This window comes from Natronomonas pharaonis DSM 2160 (assembly GCF_000026045.1).
Classification (GTDB): domain Archaea; phylum Halobacteriota; class Halobacteria; order Halobacteriales; family Haloarculaceae; genus Natronomonas; species Natronomonas pharaonis.
This window is the reverse complement of sequence record NC_007426.1, coordinates 714,573-738,078: the sequence shown is the minus strand read 5'-3', so window position 1 is coordinate 738,078 and position 23,506 is coordinate 714,573. Positions and strand designations below refer to the sequence as shown.

Below are 23,506 nucleotides of genomic sequence, written 5' to 3'. Positions count from 1 at the left end.
GGCGGGGGCCGGACAGCGGCCTCAGAGCGCTGCTTCGAGGTCGACAGCGTGGTCTGCCTGCACCCAGGCGAGCGGGTTCTCGACATCGTAAAACACCACGCCCTCATCGGTCTCGTAGGCCTCCGTCGCCTCGACGGCGTCGGCGACCGCCGGTTCGACTGCTCCCGTGCTATCCTGCTCTGTCGGCGCGTTGTGCTCGGGCATGGTGCAACCATAACATGGTACAATTCCACATAATAAATCCCTTCCGACCGTGTCAAGAGTCGACACAGAAACTGAGTCGGCACAGGGGCCGCACCGAACACGGAGGTTTTTACCGAGGAGGGACACGGAATAGACAGTATGGAACAGGGTACGCTCGGGGACTTCGATACGGGCGCGTCAGACGATGCCGACGCCGGCCGGCCGGCCGCCGAGGCAGCGGCGGTCGCCGGCAGCGACGACGGGGACGCGTCGGTCGTCGATGTCGCCGACTACGAGTTCCCCGACGCGGACGGACAAATCGAGTGTGCGGTCACGCAGGTCGACTACACCGTCGAGGGAGGCGGCGACGACGAGCATCCGGTGTTACACGTTTTCGGCCGCCGGCCGAATGACGGCGATGACGAGCCACTCCACATCCGTGTCTACGGATTTAAACCGTACTTTTATACGCCGCTTTCGGAGCTTGATATCGCTGACAGCGCCGAAGCACCCCTCACTGAGGCCGACATCGTCGATTCGCGGCTGGACCACGACCGGCTGACTGGCGTTGAAACGGAAGCCGACGATGGTGACGGCCCGAATGAACTGGTCGTCTACGAGTCAATCCGCGGCGAGAAGTTGGTAAAGGTCTTCGGCCAGACGCCGCGCGATGTCGGGCAGCTACGGGACCGCTTCGAGCACTACGAGGCAGATATCCTCTTTCCCAACCGGCTGCTCATCGACAAGGACATCACGAGCGGTGTCCGTGCCCCGAACCGCGAGCTCGACGACGGAAGCCTGAAAGTCCACCACAGCGAGCTGACAGCGACGGCCGTCGACGCCGAAAGCCGCCTCCACATCCTCGACATCGAGGTCGACGACCGACACGGGTTCCCCGAAGACGGCGAGGAGGAAATCGTCTGTCTGACGAGCTACGACTCCTACCGCGACGAATACGTCATCTGGCTCTCGGAGTCCGACGACGGCGTCGGCGGGCCCGAAGCCCTCGGCGGATACGACCCCATCGGCGACGGTCCACTCGATGTCGATGTCCGCCGCTTCGACGAGGAGGCGACGATGCTCGTCGACTACCTCGATTACATCGAGGATACCGACCCGGACGTTCTCAGCGGCTGGAACTTCGATGACTTCGACGCCCCCTACCTCATCGACCGCATCGACCGCATCGCAAGCCGCCACGACCGACTCTACTCCGACCGGCTTTCGCGGGTCCGCGAGGTCTGGGACTCCGGCTGGGGCGGCCCCAACATCAAGGGACGGGTCGTCTTCGACCTGCTGTATGCCTATCAGCGGACGCAGTTCTCCGAACTCGACTCCTACCGGCTCGATGCCGTCGGCGAAGAGGAACTCGGCGTCGGCAAGGAGCGCTATCCGGGCGACATCGGCGACCTCTGGGAGGACGACCCCGAGCGACTGCTGGAGTATAACCTCCGTGACGTCGAGCTCTGTGTCGAGCTAAACCGCAAACAGAATATCGTCGAGTTCTGGGAGGAGGTCGCCTCCTTCGTCGGCTGTAAGCTCGAAGACGCAACGACGCCCGGCGACGCCGTCGACATGTATGTCCTCCACAAGATTCACGGCGAGTTCGCGCTGCCGTCGAAGGGGCACCAAGAGGGTGAAGAATACGAGGGAGGGGCCGTCTTTGACCCGATTTCCGGTGTCAAAGAGATGGTCTCGGTGCTGGACCTGAAATGCTTCAGCGGGGATACGGACGTGGCGACACCGGACGGGATCAAGAACATTCAGGAGGTAGCGGTCGGTGACCCGGTGTACACCTTGAACCCCGAGACATTCGAATGTGAGATAAAGCCGGTCGTCGACACGCAGTCCTACCGGAACAAGTACGGTGAACTCCATCACGTCGCCGGGAGGACGCACGATTTCAAGGTGACCGAGAACCATCGGTTCCTGCTTTCAGAGACGGTGGACTTGGACAGCCCCGGTCCCGACGACTATGCACTCTCCGAGTATCGAGAGCTACCGGAGTACGAGCGGCTCGCGTTTCCGAACCACGAGCCGATGGCAGGCGCAACGCGGGAGGAGTTCGACCTCGCCGGAGCAGTCGACGACGGACACGCCGTCGTTTGCGCCCACGATGGCCGCAGCGCGTTTCGCACAGCGATGCCGGCGGGCGTTGAAGCCGCTCTCGACCGGGCGGACGGCACCTCCCAACTGGCCGCAACGGAAGAAAAGACCGGCACGTATCGCATCCCCATTGACACGTACCGCGAGCGGCGGGACGTAATCGACGAGCACGCCGACGAGGTGTTGCTCAAATACGAGCGCGAGGACAACCAAATTCCGACAGGGTTCGGGATGGACGACTGGCTTGAGCTAGTCGGCTGGTTCGTCACTGCGGGACGGTTCGCCCACGAGGCAAAAAGAATCGTTCTCCGTCGACAGGACGAGGAGGGTCGTTCCGCGATACGGAGCCTCCTCGAACGGATGGAACTGCCCTACGACGCCGATGGAACCCGGGTTACTGTCTCAAATCGGGTCCTGTACGATTGGTTCGTCAAAAACTGCGGTGACGGCGCGACCGAAACGCGGCTCCCGGAGTGGGTGTTCGAACTCGACGCCGCCCACCTCCGAACGCTCCTTGAGACGCTCGTCGACGGCGACGGCAGCCGTACCGACAGCGGGCTCGGAGAGTTCTGGACACAGAGCGACCGGCTGAAGGACGACGTTGTTCGGCTTGCGGTGCGCTGCGGCGAGAAGCCGACTGTCTCGGAGAACCAAGACGGTACGTGGTACGTCTCAGTCGGCACACGTGGGTCGATGAAAAAGTCCAACGCAACGGTTGAAGACCACGACGGGGACGTCCACTGTATCACCGCCGAGGACAATCACGTCGTACTCGCGGGCCGTAACGGCCATCTCCAGTGGGTCGGCCAGTCGCTCTACCCCATGTGCATGGTGACGATTAACGCGTCTCCCGAGACGAAGGTCGACCCCGACAACTACGGGGCCGAAACCTACGCCGCTCCCAATGGCACGCACTTCCGGAAGGAACCGGACGGGGTAATCCGGGAGATGGTCGACGAGTTGCTCGAAGAACGGGAGGAAAAAAAGAGCCTCCGAAACGAACACGAGCCAAGCACCGACGCCTACGAGACGTATGACCGACAGCAGTCAGCTGTCAAGGTCATTATGAACTGCTTTACGCCGGACACGGAGGTCCTGACACCCGACGGCGTCCGGAATATCCGTGCCCTCGACATCGGCGATGAGGTCTACTCACTAGACCCAGAGACGATGGAAATGGAGGTCAAGCCCGTGGTCGACACGCACGCCTACCCGGACTACCGCGGAGAACTCGTAGACATCCAGACGGGGGAAATCGACTTCCGCGTGACACCGAACCATCGAATGCTCGTCCGAAAAAACGGGACGAACGGCATCACCGACGACGAATATCGGTTCGTCGAGGCCGGTGCCCTCGACCTGGCGACAACCTACGAGCTGCCGCATGACTGGGCTGGTCCGGACGGTGAAGACGTTACGCAAATAGACCTGACAGAACTCATCGACGAGGAGTACGAGGTGTGGGTACGGCCTGAGGTCCACGGTCGGACGTTTACCGCCGAGTTAGGGTGGAAGCCCCGGCGAGTGCCGAAAGCCGACATCGATACCGTCGGATACGTGTTCACCGCTGATGAGTTCAAACAGCACCGTGAGTACATCGAATCCGTCTGCGAGCAAAGCTACATCCGCCGCGAGTCCGGGCTGAAATGGATTCCTCGCGTGTACGATGGGGATGACTTCCTCGAGTTGCTGGCGTGGTATGTGACCGAAGGCAACGCCCACACATCGGAACGAAAGGAGTTCGACGGACAGCGCCACGGGAGTTCGACGGTTCAGATAGCACAGGAGCCGGTCGTAGCCGATGGAGGAGACACACACGCGACCATTGGCACGCTCCTCGACCGGATGGGGTTCGACTACGACAACGACAACGGGAGCTATCAGGTCACCTCGAAGCTCCTCGGTGACCTGTTCTGTACCCTTGGCGGAGGGGGAAGTGAGGACAAGCGTATTCCGCAGCTCGTTTTTGAAGCATCTCGCCGACAGAAAGAGCGGTTCATGCAGACACTCATCAGCGGTGACGGGGACCGCCAGCCGAATTCGTGGCAGTATAACACCGCAAGCGAGCGGCTCCGGGACGACGTGTTGCGGCTCTGTGCGCATCTCGGCGTACCCGCAAGCTACAGCGAAGAAAGCGGCGTCTATCGCATCTACGTCACGGAAGACGGCACGAACACGCTCCGCATGGACCGGAGCGCAGAGCGAACAACTGCTGATGACGGCGTGTACTGCGTAACCGTCGAAGACAACCATACACTCCTTGCAGGCCGAGCGGGGAAATTCCAATTTGTCGGCCAATCCCTCTACGGCGTTTTGGGATGGGACCGCTTCCGGCTCTACGACAAGGAGATGGGCGCTGCCGTGACCGCGACCGGCCGGGACGTCATCGAGTTCACCGAGCAGGCAGCCGCAGAGCTCGATAAGGATGTCATCTACGGCGACACGGACTCGGTAATGCTGGAACTCGGCAACGAGGTTTCTGAGGACGAAGCCATCGAGCAGTCGTTCGAAATCGAGTCGCACATCAACGACGCCTACGACCGATTCGCAGAGCGACTCAACGCCGAAGAACACCGGTTCCAAATAGAGTTCGAAAAGCTCTATCGGCGGTTCTTCCAGGCCGGCAAGAAAAAGCGATACGCCGGCCACATCATCTGGAAGGAGGGCAAAGAGGTCGACGACCTCGACATCACCGGCTTCGAGTACCAGCGGTCGGACATCGCGCCGATTACCAAGGAGGTCCAGCGGGAAGTCCTCGAGATGATTGTGACCGGCGAAGACCCTGAAGACATCAAGAGCTACGTCCACGATGTCATCGAGCGGGTCCGGGAAGGCGACATAAGCCACGAGGAGTTAGCCATCCCGGGGGGTATCGGCAAGAAACTCGACAACTACGAGACCGACACCGCACAGGTCCGGGGCGCAAAGTACGCAAACCGGCTGCTCGGGACGAACTTCACGAGCGGGTCGAAGCCGAAGCGGCTCTATTTAGCGAAGGTCCATCCGTCATTCTTCCGGAAGATGGAGTCCGAGGAAGGGCTGGACCCCTCGACGGACCAGCTTTATGGCGAATTCAAGCGAGAGGCCGAAAGCGGCGAGGCAGTCATCTGCTTCGAGTATGAAGACCAGATTCCCGATGCCTTCGAGGTCGACTACGAGAAGATGCTCGATAAGACGTTGAAAGGCCCTATCGCTCGGGTTCTGGAAGCGCTGGACATCTCGTGGGACGAGGTCGAGAGCGGACAGGAACAGACCGGGCTCGGAAGCTTCATGTGAGACGGTTGGCCGTTACTCTTCCCACATGCTTGCCGGCGCGCCGGGTGTCGAATCAGCCCTCTCGACAACCGAGACATCGGTGAACTCAAACCGTGCGCCGCCGTCGTCGTCGCTGGCGATATCGAGCGACCAGCCGTGAGCGTCGGCGGTGCCGGAGACGATACTGAGCCCGAAGCCAGTACCGGTTTCGCTGGTTGTGAATCCGGATTCGAGGACTTTCTCGCGTTCGTCTTCAGGGATTCCGGGACCGTCGTCAGCGACGTAGAAACCGTCGGATAGGTCGCCGACGGTGACGGTTACGTCGTCGCCAACGTGTTCGACGCTGTTCCGGAACAGGTTCTCCAGCGCTCGCCGGAGCTGGCCCCGGTCTGCGTTGATTGTCGCGTCGGTTTGGACATCGAGCGTCGCTCCATTTGTGTCAACGGTGGTCCACGCCTGCGTGCACAGGTCGGAGAGGGAAACCTCATCAGGGTCGGTTATTTCGTCGTCCTGCCGGGCGAGCGCGAGGACGTCTTCGATGATGTCGTCCATCCGTTCGAGCGACTCGTCGATGCGTTCGAAGCTCTCTTCGTCGCCGTCCTCGCGGGCTATCTGGAGGTGGCCGTTTGCGACGGCAATCGGGTTTCGGAGGTCGTGGGAGACGATGCTGGCGAAGCGGTCAAGCTTCTCGTTTTGCCGTTCGAGCGCCTCGGTTCGCTCTTCGAGTTTCCGCTGTCGGCGGCGCTGTTCGGTCACGTTGCGAACGAGGACGACGCGGCCGACGTAGCGGTCGCGGCTGTCGTAGACCGGCGAGATATCGACATCGTAGTCGTACCGGTCTCCATCGCGGAATATCGTAATTATGTCGCGGACATCACGCTCGTCGCCGAACCGTTCGACGATTTCTGGGAGCGTCTCGAAGACCTCGTCGATGGTCTGGCCGATTATCGCGTCACGGGGGACATCAAAAAGCTCCGCGCTCGCCTCATTGGCGTCGAGTATTCGGCCTTCAGGGTCGACGACGAGATACCCGCTCTCGATGTGGTTGACGACGGTGCCCCGAGCGACGGGAACGACATCGAGTAACTGGAACCAGTAGAGTTGGGCGACAAAGACGACCGCCGTAACGGTGAATCCGAAGCCGGTCAGGTCAACCACCACGTAGCCGAGGACATAGACGAGGTTCAGCAGCCACGGCACGGCCATAGCGACGATGAGCGCTGCCGCCTGTCGGCGATACGTGCCGGAGCGTTGGAGCGCTTCGAAGGCATACATCGCCACCGCAGCGACGAGGAGGAGATACGAGTAGGCGGCGTTGATGAAAAACCACGGGCCGTGTTCGAATTCGAGGACGGTCTGTGAGCCGACGGCGACGGTCTCTGCCCCGGCCCGTATCAGTTCGTGGCCGAGCGGTTCGGTGGTCCAAACGAGCAGGTTTGTGACAACAAAAATAAAGGCAGCGACGGACACCCAGCGCGGGCGGAGCCATCGCTCTCGGTTGGTGTACTCAAGGGCGTGGAGGAACGCCGACAGAACGACGACCGTTGAACCCAGAAAACGGACATTGTGCCAGAACAACTGCAGCGAAGGGTCCGACGACAGCAGCCGCAACGCGTCGGCTGCCGCCCAAAAGGACGCCCCGATGAGAACGCCGAGTATCTGTGGGGCGGTCCGCTTGTGGCGGTTCTGGAAAACGACAACAGTGAGTCCAGCAGAAATAACTGCAGCGGCCATCAACGGAACGACGTAAAGCCAGAATTGCACCTGCGGACTCACCCCCGGTTGTATATTCGACCGGTGAAACAGTAGTAATGGTTTCGGTTTCTGATGAGTCCGAAGCAATTAAATAATTGCTCTCGGCAGAGTTCGAAACCATCAGATGTACTCAGTACCGAAAAATAATTTTCTGGTTCAGAAAGCCAATGCCGTGAACCCGAAACCATTATGGGCGTCACGCGCCGATAGTTGAACGAGACACGACCATGGCTACGCTTGAAATCAACAATCTGCACGCGAAGGTCGCCGAGGACGGCGGCGAACGCATTCTCCGCGGCGTCGACCTCGAGGTCGCCTCCGGCGAAATACACGCCCTGATGGGACCGAACGGCTCCGGGAAATCTACGACCGCAAAGGTCATCGCCGGACACCCCGCCTACGAAGTCACAGAGGGTGAGGTACTCCTCCACGTCGAGGAAGACGAGTTCGATGACATCGACATCGACGACGACCAGCTGACCTGGGACCTCCTTGATTTGGAGCCCAACGAGCGTGCCGCGCTGGGCATCTTCCTTGCGTTCCAGTATCCTGCGGAAATCGAAGGCGTCACGATGGTGAACTTCCTCCGGACGGCGCTCAACGCCAAGCTCGAAGAACGTGAAGAGCTGTTCGAGGAAGAAGAGGACAGCGAAGACGAGGACGACGAAGCCGGCTACGAGAACTCACCGATGGAAGGCCCCGCCGACGAGGGCGAGGTCGGCGTCGCCGAGTTCCAAGAAATCCTCCAAGAGAAGATGGAACTGCTCGACATGGACGAGTCCTTCGCTCAGCGCTACCTCAACGCCGGCTTCTCCGGCGGCGAGAAGAAGCAAAACGAAGTGCTGCAGGCAGCCATCCTTGAGCCGTCCATCGCGGTTCTCGACGAGATCGACTCCGGGCTGGACATCGACCGGCTCCAGGACGTCTCCGACGGTATCAACGCGCTCCGCGACGAGCAGGGTACCGGTATCCTCCAGATTACCCACTACCAGCGCATCCTCGACTACGTCGAGCCCGACCACGTCCACGTGATGCTCGACGGCGAAATCGCAAAGAGCGGTGATGCGAGCCTCGCCGAAGAGCTCGAGGACAAGGGCTACGATTGGGTCCGCGAGGAAGTCTACGAGACGGCGTAATCAGTAGCGATTACGCACAACCCTATAACCATCCAGACGTAATTACAACCAATGAGTTCCGAAGAAGACCACATCAAAGAAACAGATACCGAAGCCCGCTTCGAGTTCAAGAAGGAGGAGAGTTCCGCCTTCAAGACCGAGAAGGGCCTCACCGAGGAGACCATCCGCGTCATCTCCGAGGACAAAGACGAACCCGAGTGGATGCTCGAACGGCGACTTCGAGCGCTCGAACAGTTCCAGCAGATGCCCATGCCCACCGACTGGCCCGGACAGCCGGACCTTTCGGATGTCGACATCGACGAGATTGTTCCGTACATCCGGCCCGATATCGAGGCCCGCGGCGGGGCCGAAGAGTGGGAGGACCTGCCCGAAGAAATTCAGGACACCTTCGACAAACTCGGGATTCCTGAAGCCGAGAAAAACGCCCTCTCCGGCGTCGGCGCACAGTACGAATCCGAGATTGTCTACCAGAACATGCAGGAGCAGTGGGAGGAAAAGGGCGTCATCTTCATGGACATGGACAAGGCGGTTCAGGAACATCCTGAACTGGTCCGTGAGTACTTCATGACCAAATGCGTCCCGCCGAGCGACAACAAGTTCGCCGCACTCCACGGCGCTATCTGGTCCGGCGGCTCCTTCGTCTACGTCCCCGAGGGCGTCACCGTCGAAATGCCCATTCAGGCCTACTTCCGCATGAACTCCGAGAACATGGGCCAGTTCGAGCACACGCTGATCATCGCCGAGGAGAACTCGGAAGTCCACTACATCGAGGGCTGTTCAGCGCCCAAATACTCGGCGTTCAACCTTCATTCGGGCGGCGTCGAAGTCTTCGTCAAAGAAGGTGCCCACGTCCAGTATTCAACCGTCCAAAACTGGTCGAAAAACACCTACAACCTCAACACCAAACGCGCCATCGTCGAGAAGGACGGCACGATGGAGTGGGTGTCGGGGTCGATGGGCTCGAAAGCCACAATGTTGTACCCCTGTACCATCCTCAAGGGACCGGGTGCGACGGACAACCACATCACCATTGCCTTCGCCGGCGAGGGCCAAGACATCGACACGGGGGCGAAGGTCTACCACAACGCACCCAACACGAAGTCCACCATCGAGTCAAAGTCCATCAGCAAAGACGGCGGTCGAACGAACTACCGCGGGCTGGTCCACATCGCTGATGGGGCCGAAGGCTCCTCGACGGCCGTCGAGTGTGACGCCCTGATGTTCGACAACGAATCGACCTCCGACACGATGCCGTACATGGAGATCGAGGAGTCGAAAGTCGACGTCGCCCACGAGGCGACAGTCGGCAAAATCGGCGACGAGGACGTCTTCTACCTCCAGTCGCGCGGCCTCGACGACGACGACGCAAAACAGATGATCGTCTCCGGGTTCATCGAACCCATCACCGAAGAACTCCCCATCGAGTACGCCGTCGAACTCAACCGACTCATCGAACTCGAAATGGAGGGCTCGCTCGGATAACATGTCCACGCAGGTACACGCATCCATCGACGAAGCGACGGTCCGACAGATAAGCGACGAGCTCGACGAGCCTGAGTGGCTGCTCGAGACGCGGCTTGAGGCGCTCGAAGCGCTCGAAGAGCTTCCGTTCCCCGACGTTATTCAGACGCCGGGGCGGAAGTGGACGAACCTCGAAGACCTCGATTACGAGGTGCTTGTCGACCCGCTCGATGCCGCCGAGGAGAAAGACCAAGTCGGCCCCGACACCGTCGACGTCCTTCCCTTCGCCGAGGCTGTCGACGAACACGGCGACCTCCTCGAGGAGCACTTCGGCAGCGTTGTCGACCCCGAAACGAACTACCTGACGGCGCTTTCGACAGCGCTGTTTACCACCGGGACGGTCGTCTATGTCCCCGAAGGCACGGACGCGGAGGACGTGACCATCCGGACGAAGATGAACTCCCGGTCGCTGTTCAACTACACGCTTGTCGTCGCCGAGGAATCGTCGTCGGTGACGATTCTGGAGCGGCAAGAATCCGGCGACGAGGTCGACGGCAATCGCTACTACAGCGGTCTTACCGAGGTTGTCGCGGGCGAGAACAGCTACGTCCAGTTCGGCAACCTGCAGGACCTCGACCAGACGACCTATACGTATTCGCTGAAGGAGGCGGCAATCGACACCTACGGCAACGTCAACTGGATAGAGTGCAACATCGGCTCCAAGCTGACGAAATCCTCCGTCGAGAGCTACCTCGACGGCGACTCCTCGGAGTCGAAAATCGTCGGTGCCTTCTACGGGCACGACGACCAGCACCTCGACATCGACGCCCGTGTGTGGCACACCGCCGAGCATACGACGGCGGACCTCGTGACGCGTGGCGTCATCGACGACGAGGCACGCTCCGTTTACGAGGGCGTCCAAGACGTTGGGGCCGACGCGTGGGACACCAACTCCTACCAGCGTGAGAACACGCTGATGCTCTCCGACGAGAGCGAAGCCGACGCCTCGCCGAAGCTCATCATCAACAACCACGACACCGAGGCCTCCCACAGCGCCACGGTCGGACAGGTCTCCGCGGAGGAGATGTTCTACATGACCTCGCGTGCGCTGCCGGAACGGCTCGCAAAGAACATGCTCGTCGAAGGGTTCTACGTCCCCGTCCTCGAAGAAATCGAGGTCGAAGAGCTCCGCGAAGAGCTCAAAGGGCGCGTCCGCGGACGGCTGCAGGCACGCGCCTGACATCCGGACGTTCGTTTCCGAAGCTTCGTTTTTGTTGTCGCACGTCGCCCGACGGGTACGCTTATGGCCGTCGGCCCCTGAACGGCGTGTATGTTCCCGTCCACGAGGTGGTCGCGGTGAGTCTGACCTATCCGGTGGCCACTGACCACCAGCTGGCACGGCTCCTCCAGATCGGGATGGTACTGGAGGAGGTTGTCGAAGCACGCGCCCACAAACACCGGGAGACGCTCGACGCCGAGGAGCTTGACCCGGAGACGGCCGACCTGCTGGACGAAGCCGCCGAAGAGTCGGAGACCCATCGCAAGCGGCTTGAGTCGCTCGTCGACGAGCTTGACGCGGAGCCGGTGGCATACGACGAAATCGAGACGCTCGTCGCTGCCAGATACGAATCCGACACTGATTTCGACGGCGTCCTCTACGACCAGCTTTGCAACGAGGAAACCGCCTACAAGTTCTACGACGACCTCATTACAGCCATCGAGGGTTCCGACGTCGAGTTCAGCATCGACCGCGAGCGGCTGCTGTCGGTGCTACGAGAGATCCGTGCAGACGAAAAGGAAGGCGCAGAGCAGGTGACTGAACTGATGGAGGAACGGGAATGAACACGCAGGCACAGTATCTCAAGGCAATCTATCTGGTACAGGAGCGCGAAGACGGTCCGGCCTCGACGGGGGCGATAGCTGATATGCTGGAAGTCAGTCCGGCAAGCGCAAACGAGATGATAGGCAAACTCGAAGACCAAGGGCTGGCAGACCACGAAAAGTACAAGGGTGTCTCGCTGACCGATGAAGGAATCGTACAGGCGCGGGAAGCGCTTGAGACGTACTGTATCATCGAGCGGTTTCTATGGGAGGTCCTCGAAGTCGAGGATTTCCGCACCGAGGCCCGACAGCTTGAAGCCGTCATCGACGAGACGGTCGCCGAACGGCTCGATACGATCATCGACCGCAACGACCGGTGTCCGGACTGTTTCGACGCCGAGGCCGACGCCTGCGAACTGCTCGACATCGAGCTCGAAACGGAGCCGGCCGACTGACGGCGACAAAAAGTAAACCTATTGTGTCCGTGGCGGTTAGCTTCGGGCGCAGTCCCGTGGTGTAGTGGCCAATCATATGGGCCTTTGGAGCCCATGACGCTGGTTCGAATCCAGCCGGGACTACTTCTCTACGGCAGTTCGCTCAAAAAAGCGCCGACTGACCGGCTTAGTTGTCGCGCAGCGCGTCCTCTCGCGCTGTCGCTTCCAAGGTGTCCTCTTCGACGTGTGTAGCAACGACGGCGGGTTTGTACGCGCCGCCGTCGAAGAGGTCGTGGTCGCCGACGCTCGATTCGACAAAGCGAGTAAAGGCCCGCCGCTCCGGCGGCAGTTCGCCGTACATAACTTCCTCTTCGACGAGGTCGTAGACCGGAATACGCGGCGTCAACAGCGTGTTTTCGCCAACGACGCTGCCTTCGCCGACGACAAAGCCGGAGGTAACCCGACAGCCAGCCCCGAGCGAAACGTCGTCTTCGATGACGACAGGAGCCGCCTCGACCGGTTCGAGGACGCCACCGATAAGCGTGTTCGCGCCGAGCTTGACGTTCTCGCCGATTTGGGCCGCCGAGCCGACCGTATCACAGGAGTCGACGAGCGTTCCGTCGCCGACGTACGCGCCGATGTTGACAAAGGCAGGGCTCATCAGGATAGCGTCACCACCGATGTAAGCCCCGCGCCGGATGACGGTTCCATCGGGAGTGTTTCGGGTGCCCCGCCCGGGAAGGTCGTCGGTCTCCCGCAGCGGCAGTACGTCGTGGTAGTCGACGCCGCCGTGGGTGTGGGCTTGGATGTCCCGCAGGCCGAAGTTCAGGAGGATACCCTGCTTGACCCAGCCGTTTGCGTCCCACTCGCCGTCGCGCTTCTCGGCGGCGCGAACCTCGCCGGCCTCAAGCGCGGCGAGGAACTCATCGAGGAGGGCATACTCCTCGTTGCCGGCGTCGTCGGCAGTCAGGCCGTTCTCATAGCGGTGCTGCAGGTCTTCGATGTCGGATTGGAGCGTACTCATACTGTGTCCTCGAAGTCGTACCAGCCGGCGGAACGGTCAGCGAGCCATTCGGCCGCGTCGACGGCGCCGGCGGCGAAGACGCGCCGGGATTCGGCGCGGTGTGTCAGCGACAGTACCTCATCGTTGCCGGCCAAAAGGAGTTCGTGTTCGCCGCGGACGGTGCCCGCACGCCGGACGTGGACGCCGACCTCGTCGTCCCCGCGGCGGTGTTCTCCTTCACGGCCGTGAGTGCGGTCCAGCGCCTCATCGCGGGTCTCGTCGACGACATCGAGAATCGTGTTCGCGGTGCCGCTTGGGGCGTCCCGCTTGCCGTTGTGATGGGTTTCGGTGAGTTCGATGTCGTACTCCGGCAGCGCTTCGACGCCCGCCTCGACGACCCGCAGCAACGCCTGCACGCCGCGGGCGAAGTTCGAGGCCTTCAGTACAGCCGTCGATTCGCTTGCCGTCCGGAGCGCCGCCATACCGTCGTCGTCGAAGCCGGTCGTGCCGATGACGTAAGGAACGCCGGCCGCCGCGGCTGCTTGGACGTGTTCGCGCGTCGCTTCGGGGACGGTGAAGTCGATAACAGCGTCCGCATTGTCGAGTAGCTCGGGAAACTCCTCGGTTGGGTAGACACGTACGTCCCCGACGGACGTCTGCGAGCGGGCGACGCCGCTGACATCGTGGCCGCGCTCGCTGGCCTCGGCGACGATTTCGCTGCCCGTGCGGCCCGTCGCGCCGACGACGACGACGTTCATCGTTCGAGGTCCGCAAGTACCTCACGTAGCTGTTCGCGGTGCTCCGGCTGCAGCGGGTTGAGCGGCGACCGCATCGTCGAGGAGTGGATATCCCGCATGTCCATGGCCTCGTTTATCGGAATCGGATTCGTCTCGATAAACAGCGTCCGGAAGAGGTCGCCGAGTTCGTACTGGAGTTCGCGGGCGCGGGTGAAGTCACCCTCCAGTGCCGCACCGACGAGCGCGACGGTCCGTTCCGGCTCGACGTTTGCGGACACGGAGATACAGCCGGTCCCGCCTTGGGCGATGATAGGCAGCGTCAGCGCGTCGTCGCCGGAGAGCACCTCGAAGTTCTCTTCGCGGGTGCGTTCGATAACTTCGCCGACGCGGTTGAGGTCACCGCTTGCGGCCTTGTAGCCGACGATATTCTCGTGTTCGGCCAGCGACACGGCCGTCTCGACGGCGATGTTCCGGCCGGTGCGTCCGGGGACGTTGTAGATAATCTGTGGCAGGTCGACCGCGTCGGCCACCGTCCGGTAGTGGGTTTCCATCCCCTCCGGCTCGGGGATGTTGTAGTACGGCGAGATGAGAAGCAGTCCGTCGGCGCCGGCGTCGGCGGCCCGCTCGGAGAGTTCCAGCGCCTCGCGGGTGTTGTTCGAACCGGAGCCGGCGATAACCGGCACATCGTCGACGGCATCGACGACCGTCTCGACGACCTCGATGTGTTCGTCGTGGGACATCGTCGCCGACTCGCCGGTCGTACCGACGGGGACGAGCCCGTCGACACCGGCGGCTTCGAGCCGCTGGGCGTGGTCGCGGAGTGTTTCGTGGTCGATGCGTTCCTCGTCGTCGAACGGCGTCGTCATCGCGGGGAAGACGCCGGTAAACGTGTCGTGTGTCATGGCTGGTGGGGTTGCTGTGGTCGAAGGCGGTGCGTCCGAAACCGACCTGCGACGGGGACGCCACACCCGCCGCAGACCGTGCTACGGACGTTTGCCTTTCGAGAAGAAACGCTGGGTGTGCTCGCGGCTGTCGGCTTCCGACCGGCCATCGAGCACGTGGCGTCGCATGTGTGACGACGCGTCGCCGAGTAACTTAGGCGTTTTGAGTTCCCTCGGCGTCGTCCTCGAAGAGTCGCTGCGTCTGGGCGTCAACAGCGGACAGATACCCTTCGAGCGCGACGACATCGCCGTCGTCTCCGTAGACCCCCCGACCCTGCTCTCGGACAACCCGTACGTCGCCCTCGACGGTCTGGACTCGGTAGGTGATATCGAAAGGCTCGCCCGCATCGAGTGACTCCTGTACTGCCTGCCAGACAGCATCCGAATCCTCAGGGTGGATAACATCACTGCCGAGCGAGATGGACCCCTCAAGCAGCGCCGCCGGGTCGTGGCCGGTTAGCTCCTCGATACCGTCGGAGGCAAACAGCATCGGCCACCCCTCGTCGTTTTCGACCCGGTAGGCGAACCCGGGGAGGTTGTTGATGAAGCCTTTCATGTGGCCGCTGATTTCGCGCTGGTCGGTCGCAAGCGCCGCCGCTTCGGACATCTGTGACTGCATCTCGGTTGCTCGTTCGTCAATGCGGTCGATGCGGTCAGCGATTTCGTCGACCGTCTTGGCCTGTGAGTCGTTGGCGGCGGCGATTTCCTCCGTGCCGTCGGCGCCAGCCTCTATTTTGTCGTCGATGTCCTCCAATGCGGACAGAATCTCCTCGACGACATCGACGGTTTCGGCGACCGCGTCGTGTGTTTGCTCGGCAGCCGAGAGCCCATCGTCGGTACGGGACCGCAGCGAGTCAATCATCGATTGAATCTCGTCTGCGTTCGTCGCTGTCTGGTCAGCGAGGCTCTTTACCTCATCGGCAACGACGGCAAAGCCCTCGCCGCCTTCATCGGTCCGGGCAGCCTCGATGTTGGCGTTCAGCGCCAGAATATTCGTCTGGTCTGCGATGTCGGCGATGATGTCGACGATGTCGGCGATGTCGTCCATCCGGTCGCTGACAGAGCGAATCGCCTCGACGAGGTCGTCGGCTTCCGCCAGCGTTTCTTCGGCGGTCGATTGGGCCCGTCTGCTGTCCTCGACGCCGGATTCAGCCAACTCGCGTGCGTCAGCGACCGCTTCGGCGACCTGGTCGGCCGACGCCGCAATCTCTTCCATCGTCGCGCTGAGGTCCGAAACGTCGTCCGAAAGCTCCGCAATCGCGTCAGCCTGCGTTTCGCTCGCCGTGACCGTCTCCTCGATGTGTGTCTGCACCGCCTCGGCCTGTTCAGTCAGCCGGTCAATTTCGCCCTGCGAATCCATTATCAGTCATACAGCCTGCACCTGAAAAACACCGCAGAGTGTTTCGATAGCTGAATCCGAGTACGTCGAACCGCCCGCCGGCCCGTCAGTGGCCGAAGCCAGAAGCCATTTGAGTTTGAGCGACGTACTGCGGGTACACATGCGACACGCAGGACTCAAGGCCAGAATGGCCGTCGTGGGGAGCATTCTCTTCGGCTTCTATGCCCTCCTCGCGCTCATCGCCTACTACGGGTTCGGCATCGGACTCGAACTCATCTTCCTCGGGGCAATCGCCTTCGCGGGCTTCCAGTACATCGTCGGCAAGAAGGCCGCGCTGTGGAGCTCCGGGGCAGAGGACATGCCCGAGGACAAATATCCGGAGATACACCGGTCGGTCGAGCGTATCTCCGACGAGATGGACCTCGAAAAGCCGCGGCTGATGGTCGCCGACATGGGTGTCCCGAACGCTTTCGCCGTCGGCCGCCGTGGAGCCGGCGTCGTCGTCGTCTCCGAGCAACTCATCCAGTTGCTCGACCACGATGAACTCGAAGCCGTCCTCGCACACGAACTCGCACACATCGACAACCGTGACGTCATCATGATGGTCATCGGCCAGTCTATCGCCTCGATGCTCGGGCTTGCGGTCCAGTTTGCCATCCTGTTTACCCGCGACGGCGGCATCGGGAATTTCCTCTTGGCCTACGTCGCCGGTATCATCACACAGATGATTGCGATGGTGTTCGTCCTCGCCATCTCACGGTACCGCGAATACGTCGCCGACTCCGACGCCGCACAACACGTCGGCGGCGACGCGATGGCACGGGCACTGCATAAGATTTCGAGTGTCGGCGAACGCCAGGAGGCCGAGATGGACGACAACGTCTCGGCGCTGTGTATCTTCGGCGGCGAGAAATCCGCCCTACAGAAGCTGTTTGCGACCCACCCGCCAATCGAAAAGCGCATCGAGGCGGTCCAGAGCGTCGAGCGCCAACACTACTGAGACGGTAGGGCTTTTTTAATATAGCGTCGCGTCGGACAGCAGTTCTTCGAGCGTCCCCGAAAGCGAGGCGTCTGGCACCGGCCCGTCCGGTTCCGGAGCCGTGACAGCGCCGTACTGGTCGAAGGTCGTCTCGATGCGGTAGGTGTACTCCCGCAGACGCCCGTCCTCGGTTTCCTGTTCGACGACGCGGCGGTCATCGAGTTCGAGCAGCCGGCCAGTCTCTCGGTCCAGCGTCGCCGCTATCGTGCTCCCGTCGCCAACGGCCGTCGCTGTCGTCACAAGCGGCGGGACGGCGACGTAATCCTCGTGGCTGTCCGTCTCGTAGGTGACCGTCGTCTCCGTCTCGTCGGTTTGTGTCCACGTCGCCGCCGCCGAGAGGACCGCTTCGGGGCGTGGCGGGCGGTCATCGCTGGACTGTCCGAGCCCCGGCCCGCGCATAACCCGACGGCGTTCGTCGTCAATCTGTGGCCGCGCGTCGACCGTCTCGGGCGGGTCACAGAGCGGGTCGTAAATGATTCGTCGGGCGGAAGCAAACGCCACCGTCGCGACCGGGAGCGTCTCGTCAGCCGCCGCGTCGGTCGCCTCCGTATGATGCAACAGTGCATAGATGCCACCACGGGTCGGGGGCGGGTTGCCGGAGACCGGCGCAAACGTCGAAGCGACGAGCAAATACCGGTGGCGCGAGGGACGCCACTCGTAGCGGTACCGCGACCGCCGGTAGGGGTCGCTGTCGGTCCCGTCTTCGAGAACAGTCACCCGCGAGACGGCGCGATGGTCGAGCACGGAGAGCAGCCGTGCGGCCGCAAAAATCCGCTCGCCCGGCGGCAGGTCTGTAGCAACGGTCCCGTTGGGGTCGTAGTAGCGGACATTGTTGAGTCTGACACCGAGCGTCGTCGCCGCGCCCGCAGCGAGGCCGCCGCCAGCGGCAGCGAGAAACCGGCGGCGGTTCATTCGTCCTCCCCGCCGAACTGGGCGAGCGAGACGCTGCGGTCACCGTCGAGGGCGACCCAGACGAGCCGGTGTTCGGTGCTGGGGTCGGCGTCGACGGACAGTTCAGCGCCCGGTTCGAGCGGAAAGGAGGCCGGCGCGCCATCCCCGCCGACCCACGGTGTTTCCGTCCGAGCGGCGTCATCAGTGACGTAGAGACGGTCGGTGTTGTCGTCGGTGACAGGGCTGCCATAGGCAAAGCGCAGTTCGAAGCCCTCGGTGTGGCGGTCGACATCGAGAAAGACGTTCGGGGGCGAGCCGGTTGGCGGCCCCGGTTCGGGGGCGGCAACGCAGCCGGCGAGGGCGACTGGGACAGCAGCAAGGACCTGTCTGCGGCGCATGGTTCCGCCGTCTGCCGCCGGGGATAAAAGCGTTTGCGCGGCCGGACCGGCACAGAACAGAGCGAAGAAACAAGCGATAAGCCTCTCCCCACACTGCACCGAGTATGGAGTACCACGAGGCGGCAAACTTCCTTTTCGACCTCCGCCGGTACCCCTCGCGGACCGGCGTCGAGCCGACACGGCGGCTGCTCGAACACGTGGGCGTCGCCGACACCGACATCGACATCGTGCAGGTCGGCGGCTCAAACGGAAAGGGAAGCACCGCCCGAATGGTCGAATCCGTGCTCCGGGAAGCCGGCTACGATGTCGGCCTCTACACGTCGCCGCACTTAGACGACCTCAGAGAGCGGGTCCGAGTCGACGGCCGGCCCGTCTCGAAGCAGGCGGTCTGTGACTACGTCGAGGATATCAAACCGTACGTGCGCACAGAGATGCCAGACGGTGCGCCGCCGACGTTCTTCGAGGCGATGACCGGGCTTGCGGCTCGGACCTTCGAGCGCGCCGGCGTCGACATCGCCGTGCTTGAAGTCGGCATCGGGGGCGAACACGACGCCACGAGCGCCTTTGCCCCCGATGCCGCCGCCGTGACCAACGTCACGTTTGAACATTCGGACCTGCTCGGCGACACCATCGCGGAGATCGCCCGCGACAAGGCGGCCATCGGGGCCGACGCGCCGCTTGTCACCGCTGCCGAGGGTGAAGCGCTGTCAGTTATCGAGGATATCGCCGCAAGCACCGAACGGGTCGGTACCGACGCCAGTGCGGACGTGGCTGTCAGGGACCGCGGCCGGGACGACATCGAACAGGCCGTTGTCCTCGACGGCGACGACTGGCACGTCGAGACGGCGCTACCGCTCCTGGGAGCACATCAGGCGCGAAACGCCGGTGTTGCGGCGGCGCTGGCTCGAACGGTCGGAAACGTCTCGACGGCCGACATCGAGCGTGGGCTGCGGAACGCCCACTGGCCGGGGCGGTTCGAGGTGATGAACCGCGAGCCGCTCGTCGTCCTCGACGGCGCACACAATCCGGGGAGCTGTGCCGGCGTCGCGGCAACGCTGTCGACGTTTGCGTACGACGACCTCCATCTCGTCTTCGGGGCGATGTGCGACAAGGACCACCGCGGAATGGTCGAAGCACTGCCCGACGCCACGGTTGCATACACCTGCCGGCCGGACATCCAGCGGGCCGAGACAGCCGATTCGCTGGCAGCGGTCTTCGAGGCGGTCGGCGGCGCGGCAGCCGTCGAACCTGTGGGTGCTGTCGAAGACGCCGTCGAGCGGGCGCTTGCGGCCGCCGGCTCGGACGACGCCGTCATCGTCTGTGGGTCACTGTTCGCCGTCGCGGCCGCCCGCCGCCGCTGGACGCGCCACTACGTCCCGACACGGATGGTCGACCGGGGGGCTGCTGTCGAGACACTCCGGCGAGCGGACGTGCCGGCTGCCGAGGCAGCCCGGACGGCTGGCAACAGCGTCTCCCAGACGGTCACCACTCGGCTGCGGCCGGCCGTCGCCGAGACGGTCGTATCCGAGTTCCGGCGACTGGGCGGTAGCTGTGCCGTCTCGGGGGTCGACGCCGGCGACAACGACCTCACCGAAGTCGTGCTCTCGGGAACGCTCGACCAGTTCGAACGGCTTGAGGGGGCGCTCTCGGACCACGGTGCGGGCATCGCCCGTCTCGGCGCGGCGCTCCGTTCCACGGCCGACGGCGAATCGGAGGGCAACAGCGGGTATCCGTGGGATGACGGCACCGCTGTCATGGGGATTCTCAACGTCACGCCTGACTCGTTCCACGACGGCGGGCGGTACGACACCACCGCCGACGCCGTCGAACAGGCAGAACGGCTCGTCGACGCCGGCGCTGACATCATCGATGTCGGCGGCGAATCAACCCGCCCGGGCGCGGAGCCGGTCCCGGTTGACGCCGAAAAGAGACGGGTCATCCCGGTCGTCGAGAGCATCGCTGACAGCGACGCGTTGGTATCGGTCGACACGCGGAAGGCGGCGGTCGCCCGCGCCGCGTTAGACGCCGGTGCGGATATTCTCAACGACGTTTCCGGGCTAGAGGACCCGGACATGCGGCTCGTGGCGGCCGACTACGATGTGCCGGTCGTCGTGATGCATTCGATACACACGCCGGTCGACCCTGCGGCCGACATCGAGTACGACGATGTCGTCGCCGATACGGTCGCGGCGCTGTCCGAACGGGTGCTGCTGGCTGAAAAGGCCGGACTGGACCGCGAGCAGATTATCATCGACCCGGGGCTTGGCTTCGGGAAGTCGCCGGCGGAGAGCTTCGAGCTGCTCGGACGGCTCAAAGCGTTCACCGCCCTCGGCTGTCCAGTGCTTGTCGGCCACTCCCGGAAGTCGATGTTCGGGCTTGTCGACCGCGACAGTGCCGACGAGCGACTCTCGGCGACTGTCGCCGCCAGCGCGCTGGCGGCCGAACGCGGCGCGGACATCGTTCGCGTACACGACGTTGCGGAGAACGTCGCCGCAGTCAAGACCGCGGCGGCGGCCAGCGACCCCGAGGCGTTCACCGAGTAACAGCCTCAGCGCGACTCGACGCCACAATCGCGGAAGAGTTCGAGATACTTGCCGGCAACGGCGGCGTGGTCGAACTGCTGGAAGGCCTTGTCGATATCACGGTAGCTACAGTCCCAAGCGGCCTCGATCGCTTCGTCGAGGTTCTCCATGTCGGTCACCCGGAAGCCGCGTTCGCGGCGCTCGACGAGTTCGTGGGCGCTGGAGTCGGACTGCATCTCGACGACACCGACACAGCCACAGGCAAGCGCCCACAGCAGTTCCTCGGCGAAGTTGGCTCTCCGGGCCGTCTGGACGAAGGTATGTGCGCCGCGGTAGACAGCGATTCGTTCCGCACGGTCGCAGTTGCCGCGGAAATCAATGCGGTCGAGGATGCGAAGGTCGCGGGCCTGGCGTTCGTAGTCGTCGCGTCTGGGGCCATCGCCGATGACCGTCGCGGTCCAGTCGCCGTCATCGCGGAGTTCAGCAAGCGCCAAAAGAAGGCTTTCGAGGTTCGCGTCGTCGTCGAGGTGGCCGGCGTAGACGATGTCCCGGAACTCGTCCGGGTCGGCGGCCTGTATTTTTGACATCGAAATGCCGAGCGGAATTGTCGTCGTGTTCGCTTCGGTACCGCCGAGTTCGCGGATGCGCGTTCGCTGGAGTTCCGAGGGGGCAACGACGCGCGTCGGCAGCGACGCCGCCTTGCCAGCCCACCGAGAGGACATCGCGTTCGGCTCGTCGCCGTACCAGTCGCAGACGACGGGCGCGCGTGCGAAGAGCCCGCCGAGCCACGCGGCGACGACGCCGCCGGGGGGCGACGCCGAGGTGAGTACGACATCCGGGCCACGGCGGGCTAACACCCCGGGCAGCCGCGTATAGAAGAGTGCCGGATGCTCGAAGGCGACGCCTTCGTGGACGAGGCCGTTAATTTCGATGCGTCGCTGGTCGGTCTCCCACCAGGGCTGACAGTAGACGGTCACCTCGTGGCCGGCCGACTGGATGGCGGCCGCAAGGCGCCGTAGCCGGACCGCGCCGGTCCGCTCGGATTGCGGCGGCGGGTCCCGGAAGACGACCGCGACTTGCATACGCCGGCTGACGTAACGGGACAGCAAAAAGGACCCGGAACCGGTCCGGCGGAGGGGGAACCGTTTTCCATCGGCGCACCCTACGCCGGAGTATGTACGTCCGGGACGCGCGAAACCGAGATGAGGCGTGGCTGTTGGACCACATCGAGGCGATGGGCCTCGACGAGACGTCCTTCCGGTCCCGCGACTACGTCATCGCGGTCGACGAGGAGTCGAACGCACGGGCGGGGTTCGGCCGGATACGGGTCCACTCAGACGACGGGACGGAGGTGTGTGAGCTCACAAGTATCGGCGTCCTCGACGGCTGGCGGCGGCAGGGCGTCGGCGCACACGTCATCGAGCGGCTTGTCGACAGCGCCGAAACTGAGGCGTTCGAGCGGGTCTACTCGCTGACGAGCGCCCACGACTATCTCGCGCAGTTCGGGTTCGAGCCGGTCGCCGAAGCGGAGCTTCCTGACGTGTTGGCCGAGCGGCTCGAAGCAAAGCAGGACACACTCGACCCGGACGCCGTGCCGATGCGGCTCGATATCGATGCGTTCGGAATGCCGGAGCGGCTCAGAGAACGATTCAAAACCGCAGCCGAGGACGCGGAGCCGGCCGAGCCTCCCGAGGAAGCGGAGGACTTCGGTATCGACCCCGACGAGGCGACCTACAAGTACGACACCGGTAGCTGACGGCCAAAACAGTAGGGCCGTCGTCTAGACGACGCCGATGTACGCGTCGCGAACGTAGTCGTCGTTTTTCAGCGTCTCGGCATCGCCCTGTCGAGTAATCTCGCCACGTTCGAGCAGACAGAGCCGCTCGGCGTGGTCCAAGGCGAACGTCGAGTTCTGTTCGGCGAGCAGGATTGTCAACCCGGCGTCGCTGAGGCGCTCGATGGCTTCCTTGATGTCCTCGATGATGACCGGGGCGAGACCGAGCGTCGGCTCATCGAGCATCAAGAGGTCGGGGTCGCTCATCAGCGACCGGCCGACGGCGAGCATCTGCTGTTCGCCACCGCTCATCGTTTCGGCGTGCTGGTCGCGGCGCTCGTCGAGCCGTGGGAACAGGTCGTAGACGAACTCGAGGTCCTCTTGGACCGCATCGCGGTCCTCGCGGAACTGCGCGCCCATCAGCAGGTTCTCGTGGACCGAAAAGAACGGGAACAGGTCCCGGTCTTCGGTACAGTAGACGAGGCCCCGCTGAACGATTTCCTGTTCGGTGAGGCCCCGTATCTCCTCGCCGCCGAACCGAATCGACCCCTCGTAGCCCTTGAATCCGCTAATGGCATCGAGCAGGGTCGTCTTGCCGGCCCCGTTCGGGCCGATTATGCCGACGATTTCGCCTTCCTCGACAGTCAGCGACACGTCAGAGACGGCGCTTGTCTTCCCGTACGATATCGAAACGTTGTCGACTTCGAGCAT

General features: G+C 63.0%; 19 protein-coding genes and 1 tRNA gene. 10 read left to right on the top strand and 10 right to left on the bottom strand.

Annotated features, from left to right (window positions below; all coding sequences use genetic code 11):
• Positions 1-21: 21 nt before the first annotated feature.
• Positions 22-204 carry a DUF7331 family protein gene (locus tag NP_RS03780; RefSeq protein WP_011322480.1) on the bottom strand — a complete coding sequence of 61 codons (183 nt, stop codon included), beginning with the start codon at positions 202-204 and terminating at the stop codon, positions 22-24.
• Between the two features lie 138 nt (positions 205-342).
• Here NP_RS03780 and NP_RS14955 point away from each other — a divergent pair, with 138 nt between their 5' ends.
• Positions 343-5,565 carry a DNA polymerase domain-containing protein gene (locus NP_RS14955; RefSeq protein WP_011322479.1) on the top strand — a complete coding sequence of 1,741 codons (5,223 nt, stop codon included), beginning with the start codon at positions 343-345 and terminating at the stop codon, positions 5,563-5,565.
• A gap of 12 nt (positions 5,566-5,577) precedes the next feature.
• Here the strand turns inward: NP_RS14955 and NP_RS03770 are convergent, their stop codons facing one another.
• Positions 5,578-7,278 (bottom strand): histidine kinase N-terminal 7TM domain-containing protein, encoded by a 1,701-nt coding sequence (locus NP_RS03770; protein ID WP_011322478.1) that lies wholly within the window; start codon positions 7,276-7,278, stop codon positions 5,578-5,580.
• Between the two features lie 248 nt (positions 7,279-7,526).
• On the opposite strand from NP_RS03770, the gene NP_RS03765 reads away from it, so the two are divergent.
• The 6 genes from NP_RS03765 to NP_RS03740 all read left to right on the top strand — a co-directional run bounded on the left by NP_RS03765 (position 7,527) and on the right by NP_RS03740 (position 12,295).
• Positions 7,527-8,435 carry an ABC transporter ATP-binding protein gene (locus tag NP_RS03765; RefSeq protein WP_011322477.1) on the top strand — a complete coding sequence of 303 codons (909 nt, stop codon included), beginning with the start codon at positions 7,527-7,529 and terminating at the stop codon, positions 8,433-8,435.
• Between the two features lie 51 nt (positions 8,436-8,486).
• Positions 8,487-9,917 (top strand): Fe-S cluster assembly protein SufB, encoded by a 1,431-nt coding sequence (sufB, locus tag NP_RS03760; RefSeq protein WP_011322476.1) that lies wholly within the window; start codon positions 8,487-8,489, stop codon positions 9,915-9,917.
• A gap of 1 nt (position 9,918) precedes the next feature.
• Positions 9,919-11,136: a Fe-S cluster assembly protein SufD gene (gene sufD, locus NP_RS03755; protein ID WP_011322475.1), complete on the top strand. Its 1,218-nt coding sequence runs from the start codon at positions 9,919-9,921 to the stop codon at positions 11,134-11,136.
• A gap of 116 nt (positions 11,137-11,252) precedes the next feature.
• Positions 11,253-11,738: a rubrerythrin gene (locus NP_RS03750; RefSeq protein ID WP_049939805.1), complete on the top strand. Its 486-nt coding sequence runs from the start codon at positions 11,253-11,255 to the stop codon at positions 11,736-11,738.
• Positions 11,735-12,172 carry a metal-dependent transcriptional regulator gene (locus tag NP_RS03745; RefSeq protein WP_011322473.1) on the top strand — a complete coding sequence of 146 codons (438 nt, stop codon included), beginning with the start codon at positions 11,735-11,737 and terminating at the stop codon, positions 12,170-12,172. The genes NP_RS03750 and NP_RS03745 overlap by 4 nt, the downstream gene beginning before the upstream one ends.
• Positions 12,173-12,222: 50 nt before the next feature.
• Positions 12,223-12,295, top strand: a tRNA-Gln gene (locus tag NP_RS03740).
• A 43-nt stretch (positions 12,296-12,338) separates the two neighbouring features.
• On the opposite strand, the gene NP_RS03735 is transcribed toward NP_RS03740, so the two are convergent.
• The 4 genes from NP_RS03735 to NP_RS03720 all read right to left on the bottom strand — a co-directional run bounded on the left by NP_RS03735 (position 12,339) and on the right by NP_RS03720 (position 16,192).
• Positions 12,339-13,175 (bottom strand): 2,3,4,5-tetrahydropyridine-2,6-dicarboxylate N-succinyltransferase, encoded by an 837-nt coding sequence (locus NP_RS03735; RefSeq protein ID WP_011322472.1) that lies wholly within the window; start codon positions 13,173-13,175, stop codon positions 12,339-12,341.
• Positions 13,172-13,912, bottom strand: a complete 741-nt coding sequence (gene dapB / locus NP_RS03730) for a 4-hydroxy-tetrahydrodipicolinate reductase (RefSeq protein ID WP_011322471.1) — start codon at positions 13,910-13,912, stop codon at positions 13,172-13,174. Before dapB ends, NP_RS03735 begins: the two co-directional genes overlap by 4 nt.
• Positions 13,909-14,793, bottom strand: a complete 885-nt coding sequence (dapA, locus tag NP_RS03725) for a 4-hydroxy-tetrahydrodipicolinate synthase (RefSeq protein WP_011322470.1) — start codon at positions 14,791-14,793, stop codon at positions 13,909-13,911. The genes dapB and dapA overlap by 4 nt, the downstream gene beginning before the upstream one ends.
• A gap of 193 nt (positions 14,794-14,986) precedes the next feature.
• A complete protein-coding gene (locus NP_RS03720) occupies positions 14,987-16,192 on the bottom strand; it encodes a methyl-accepting chemotaxis protein (protein ID WP_011322469.1) in 1,206 nt (401 codons plus the stop codon).
• A gap of 139 nt (positions 16,193-16,331) precedes the next feature.
• Between NP_RS03720 and NP_RS03715 the strand changes: the two genes are divergently transcribed.
• Positions 16,332-17,171 carry a M48 family metalloprotease gene (locus tag NP_RS03715; RefSeq protein ID WP_011322468.1) on the top strand — a complete coding sequence of 280 codons (840 nt, stop codon included), beginning with the start codon at positions 16,332-16,334 and terminating at the stop codon, positions 17,169-17,171.
• A 15-nt stretch (positions 17,172-17,186) separates the two neighbouring features.
• Here the strand turns inward: NP_RS03715 and NP_RS03710 are convergent, their stop codons facing one another.
• Positions 17,187-18,122 (bottom strand): hypothetical protein, encoded by a 936-nt coding sequence (locus NP_RS03710; RefSeq protein ID WP_011322467.1) that lies wholly within the window; start codon positions 18,120-18,122, stop codon positions 17,187-17,189.
• A complete protein-coding gene (locus NP_RS03705; RefSeq protein WP_011322466.1) occupies positions 18,119-18,499 on the bottom strand; it encodes a hypothetical protein in 381 nt (126 codons plus the stop codon). Before NP_RS03705 ends, NP_RS03710 begins: the two co-directional genes overlap by 4 nt.
• Before the next feature lie 104 nt (positions 18,500-18,603).
• Between NP_RS03705 and folP the strand changes: the two genes are divergently transcribed.
• The gene (gene folP / locus NP_RS03700; RefSeq protein ID WP_011322465.1) at positions 18,604-21,042 is read left to right on the top strand and encodes a dihydropteroate synthase; all 2,439 of its coding nucleotides are present in this window, start codon (positions 18,604-18,606) and stop codon (positions 21,040-21,042) included.
• Positions 21,043-21,047: 5 nt separating this feature from the next.
• On the opposite strand, the gene NP_RS03695 is transcribed toward folP, so the two are convergent.
• Entirely contained in the window at positions 21,048-22,103 is a 1,056-nt protein-coding gene (locus tag NP_RS03695) for a glycosyltransferase family 4 protein (protein WP_011322464.1), read from the bottom strand.
• Between the two features lie 92 nt (positions 22,104-22,195).
• On the opposite strand from NP_RS03695, the gene NP_RS03690 reads away from it, so the two are divergent.
• A complete protein-coding gene (locus tag NP_RS03690; protein ID WP_011322463.1) occupies positions 22,196-22,777 on the top strand; it encodes a GNAT family N-acetyltransferase in 582 nt (193 codons plus the stop codon).
• A 24-nt stretch (positions 22,778-22,801) separates the two neighbouring features.
• Here the strand turns inward: NP_RS03690 and NP_RS03685 are convergent, their stop codons facing one another.
• Positions 22,802-23,506 carry an ABC transporter ATP-binding protein gene (locus NP_RS03685; protein WP_011322462.1) on the bottom strand — a complete coding sequence of 235 codons (705 nt, stop codon included), beginning with the start codon at positions 23,504-23,506 and terminating at the stop codon, positions 22,802-22,804.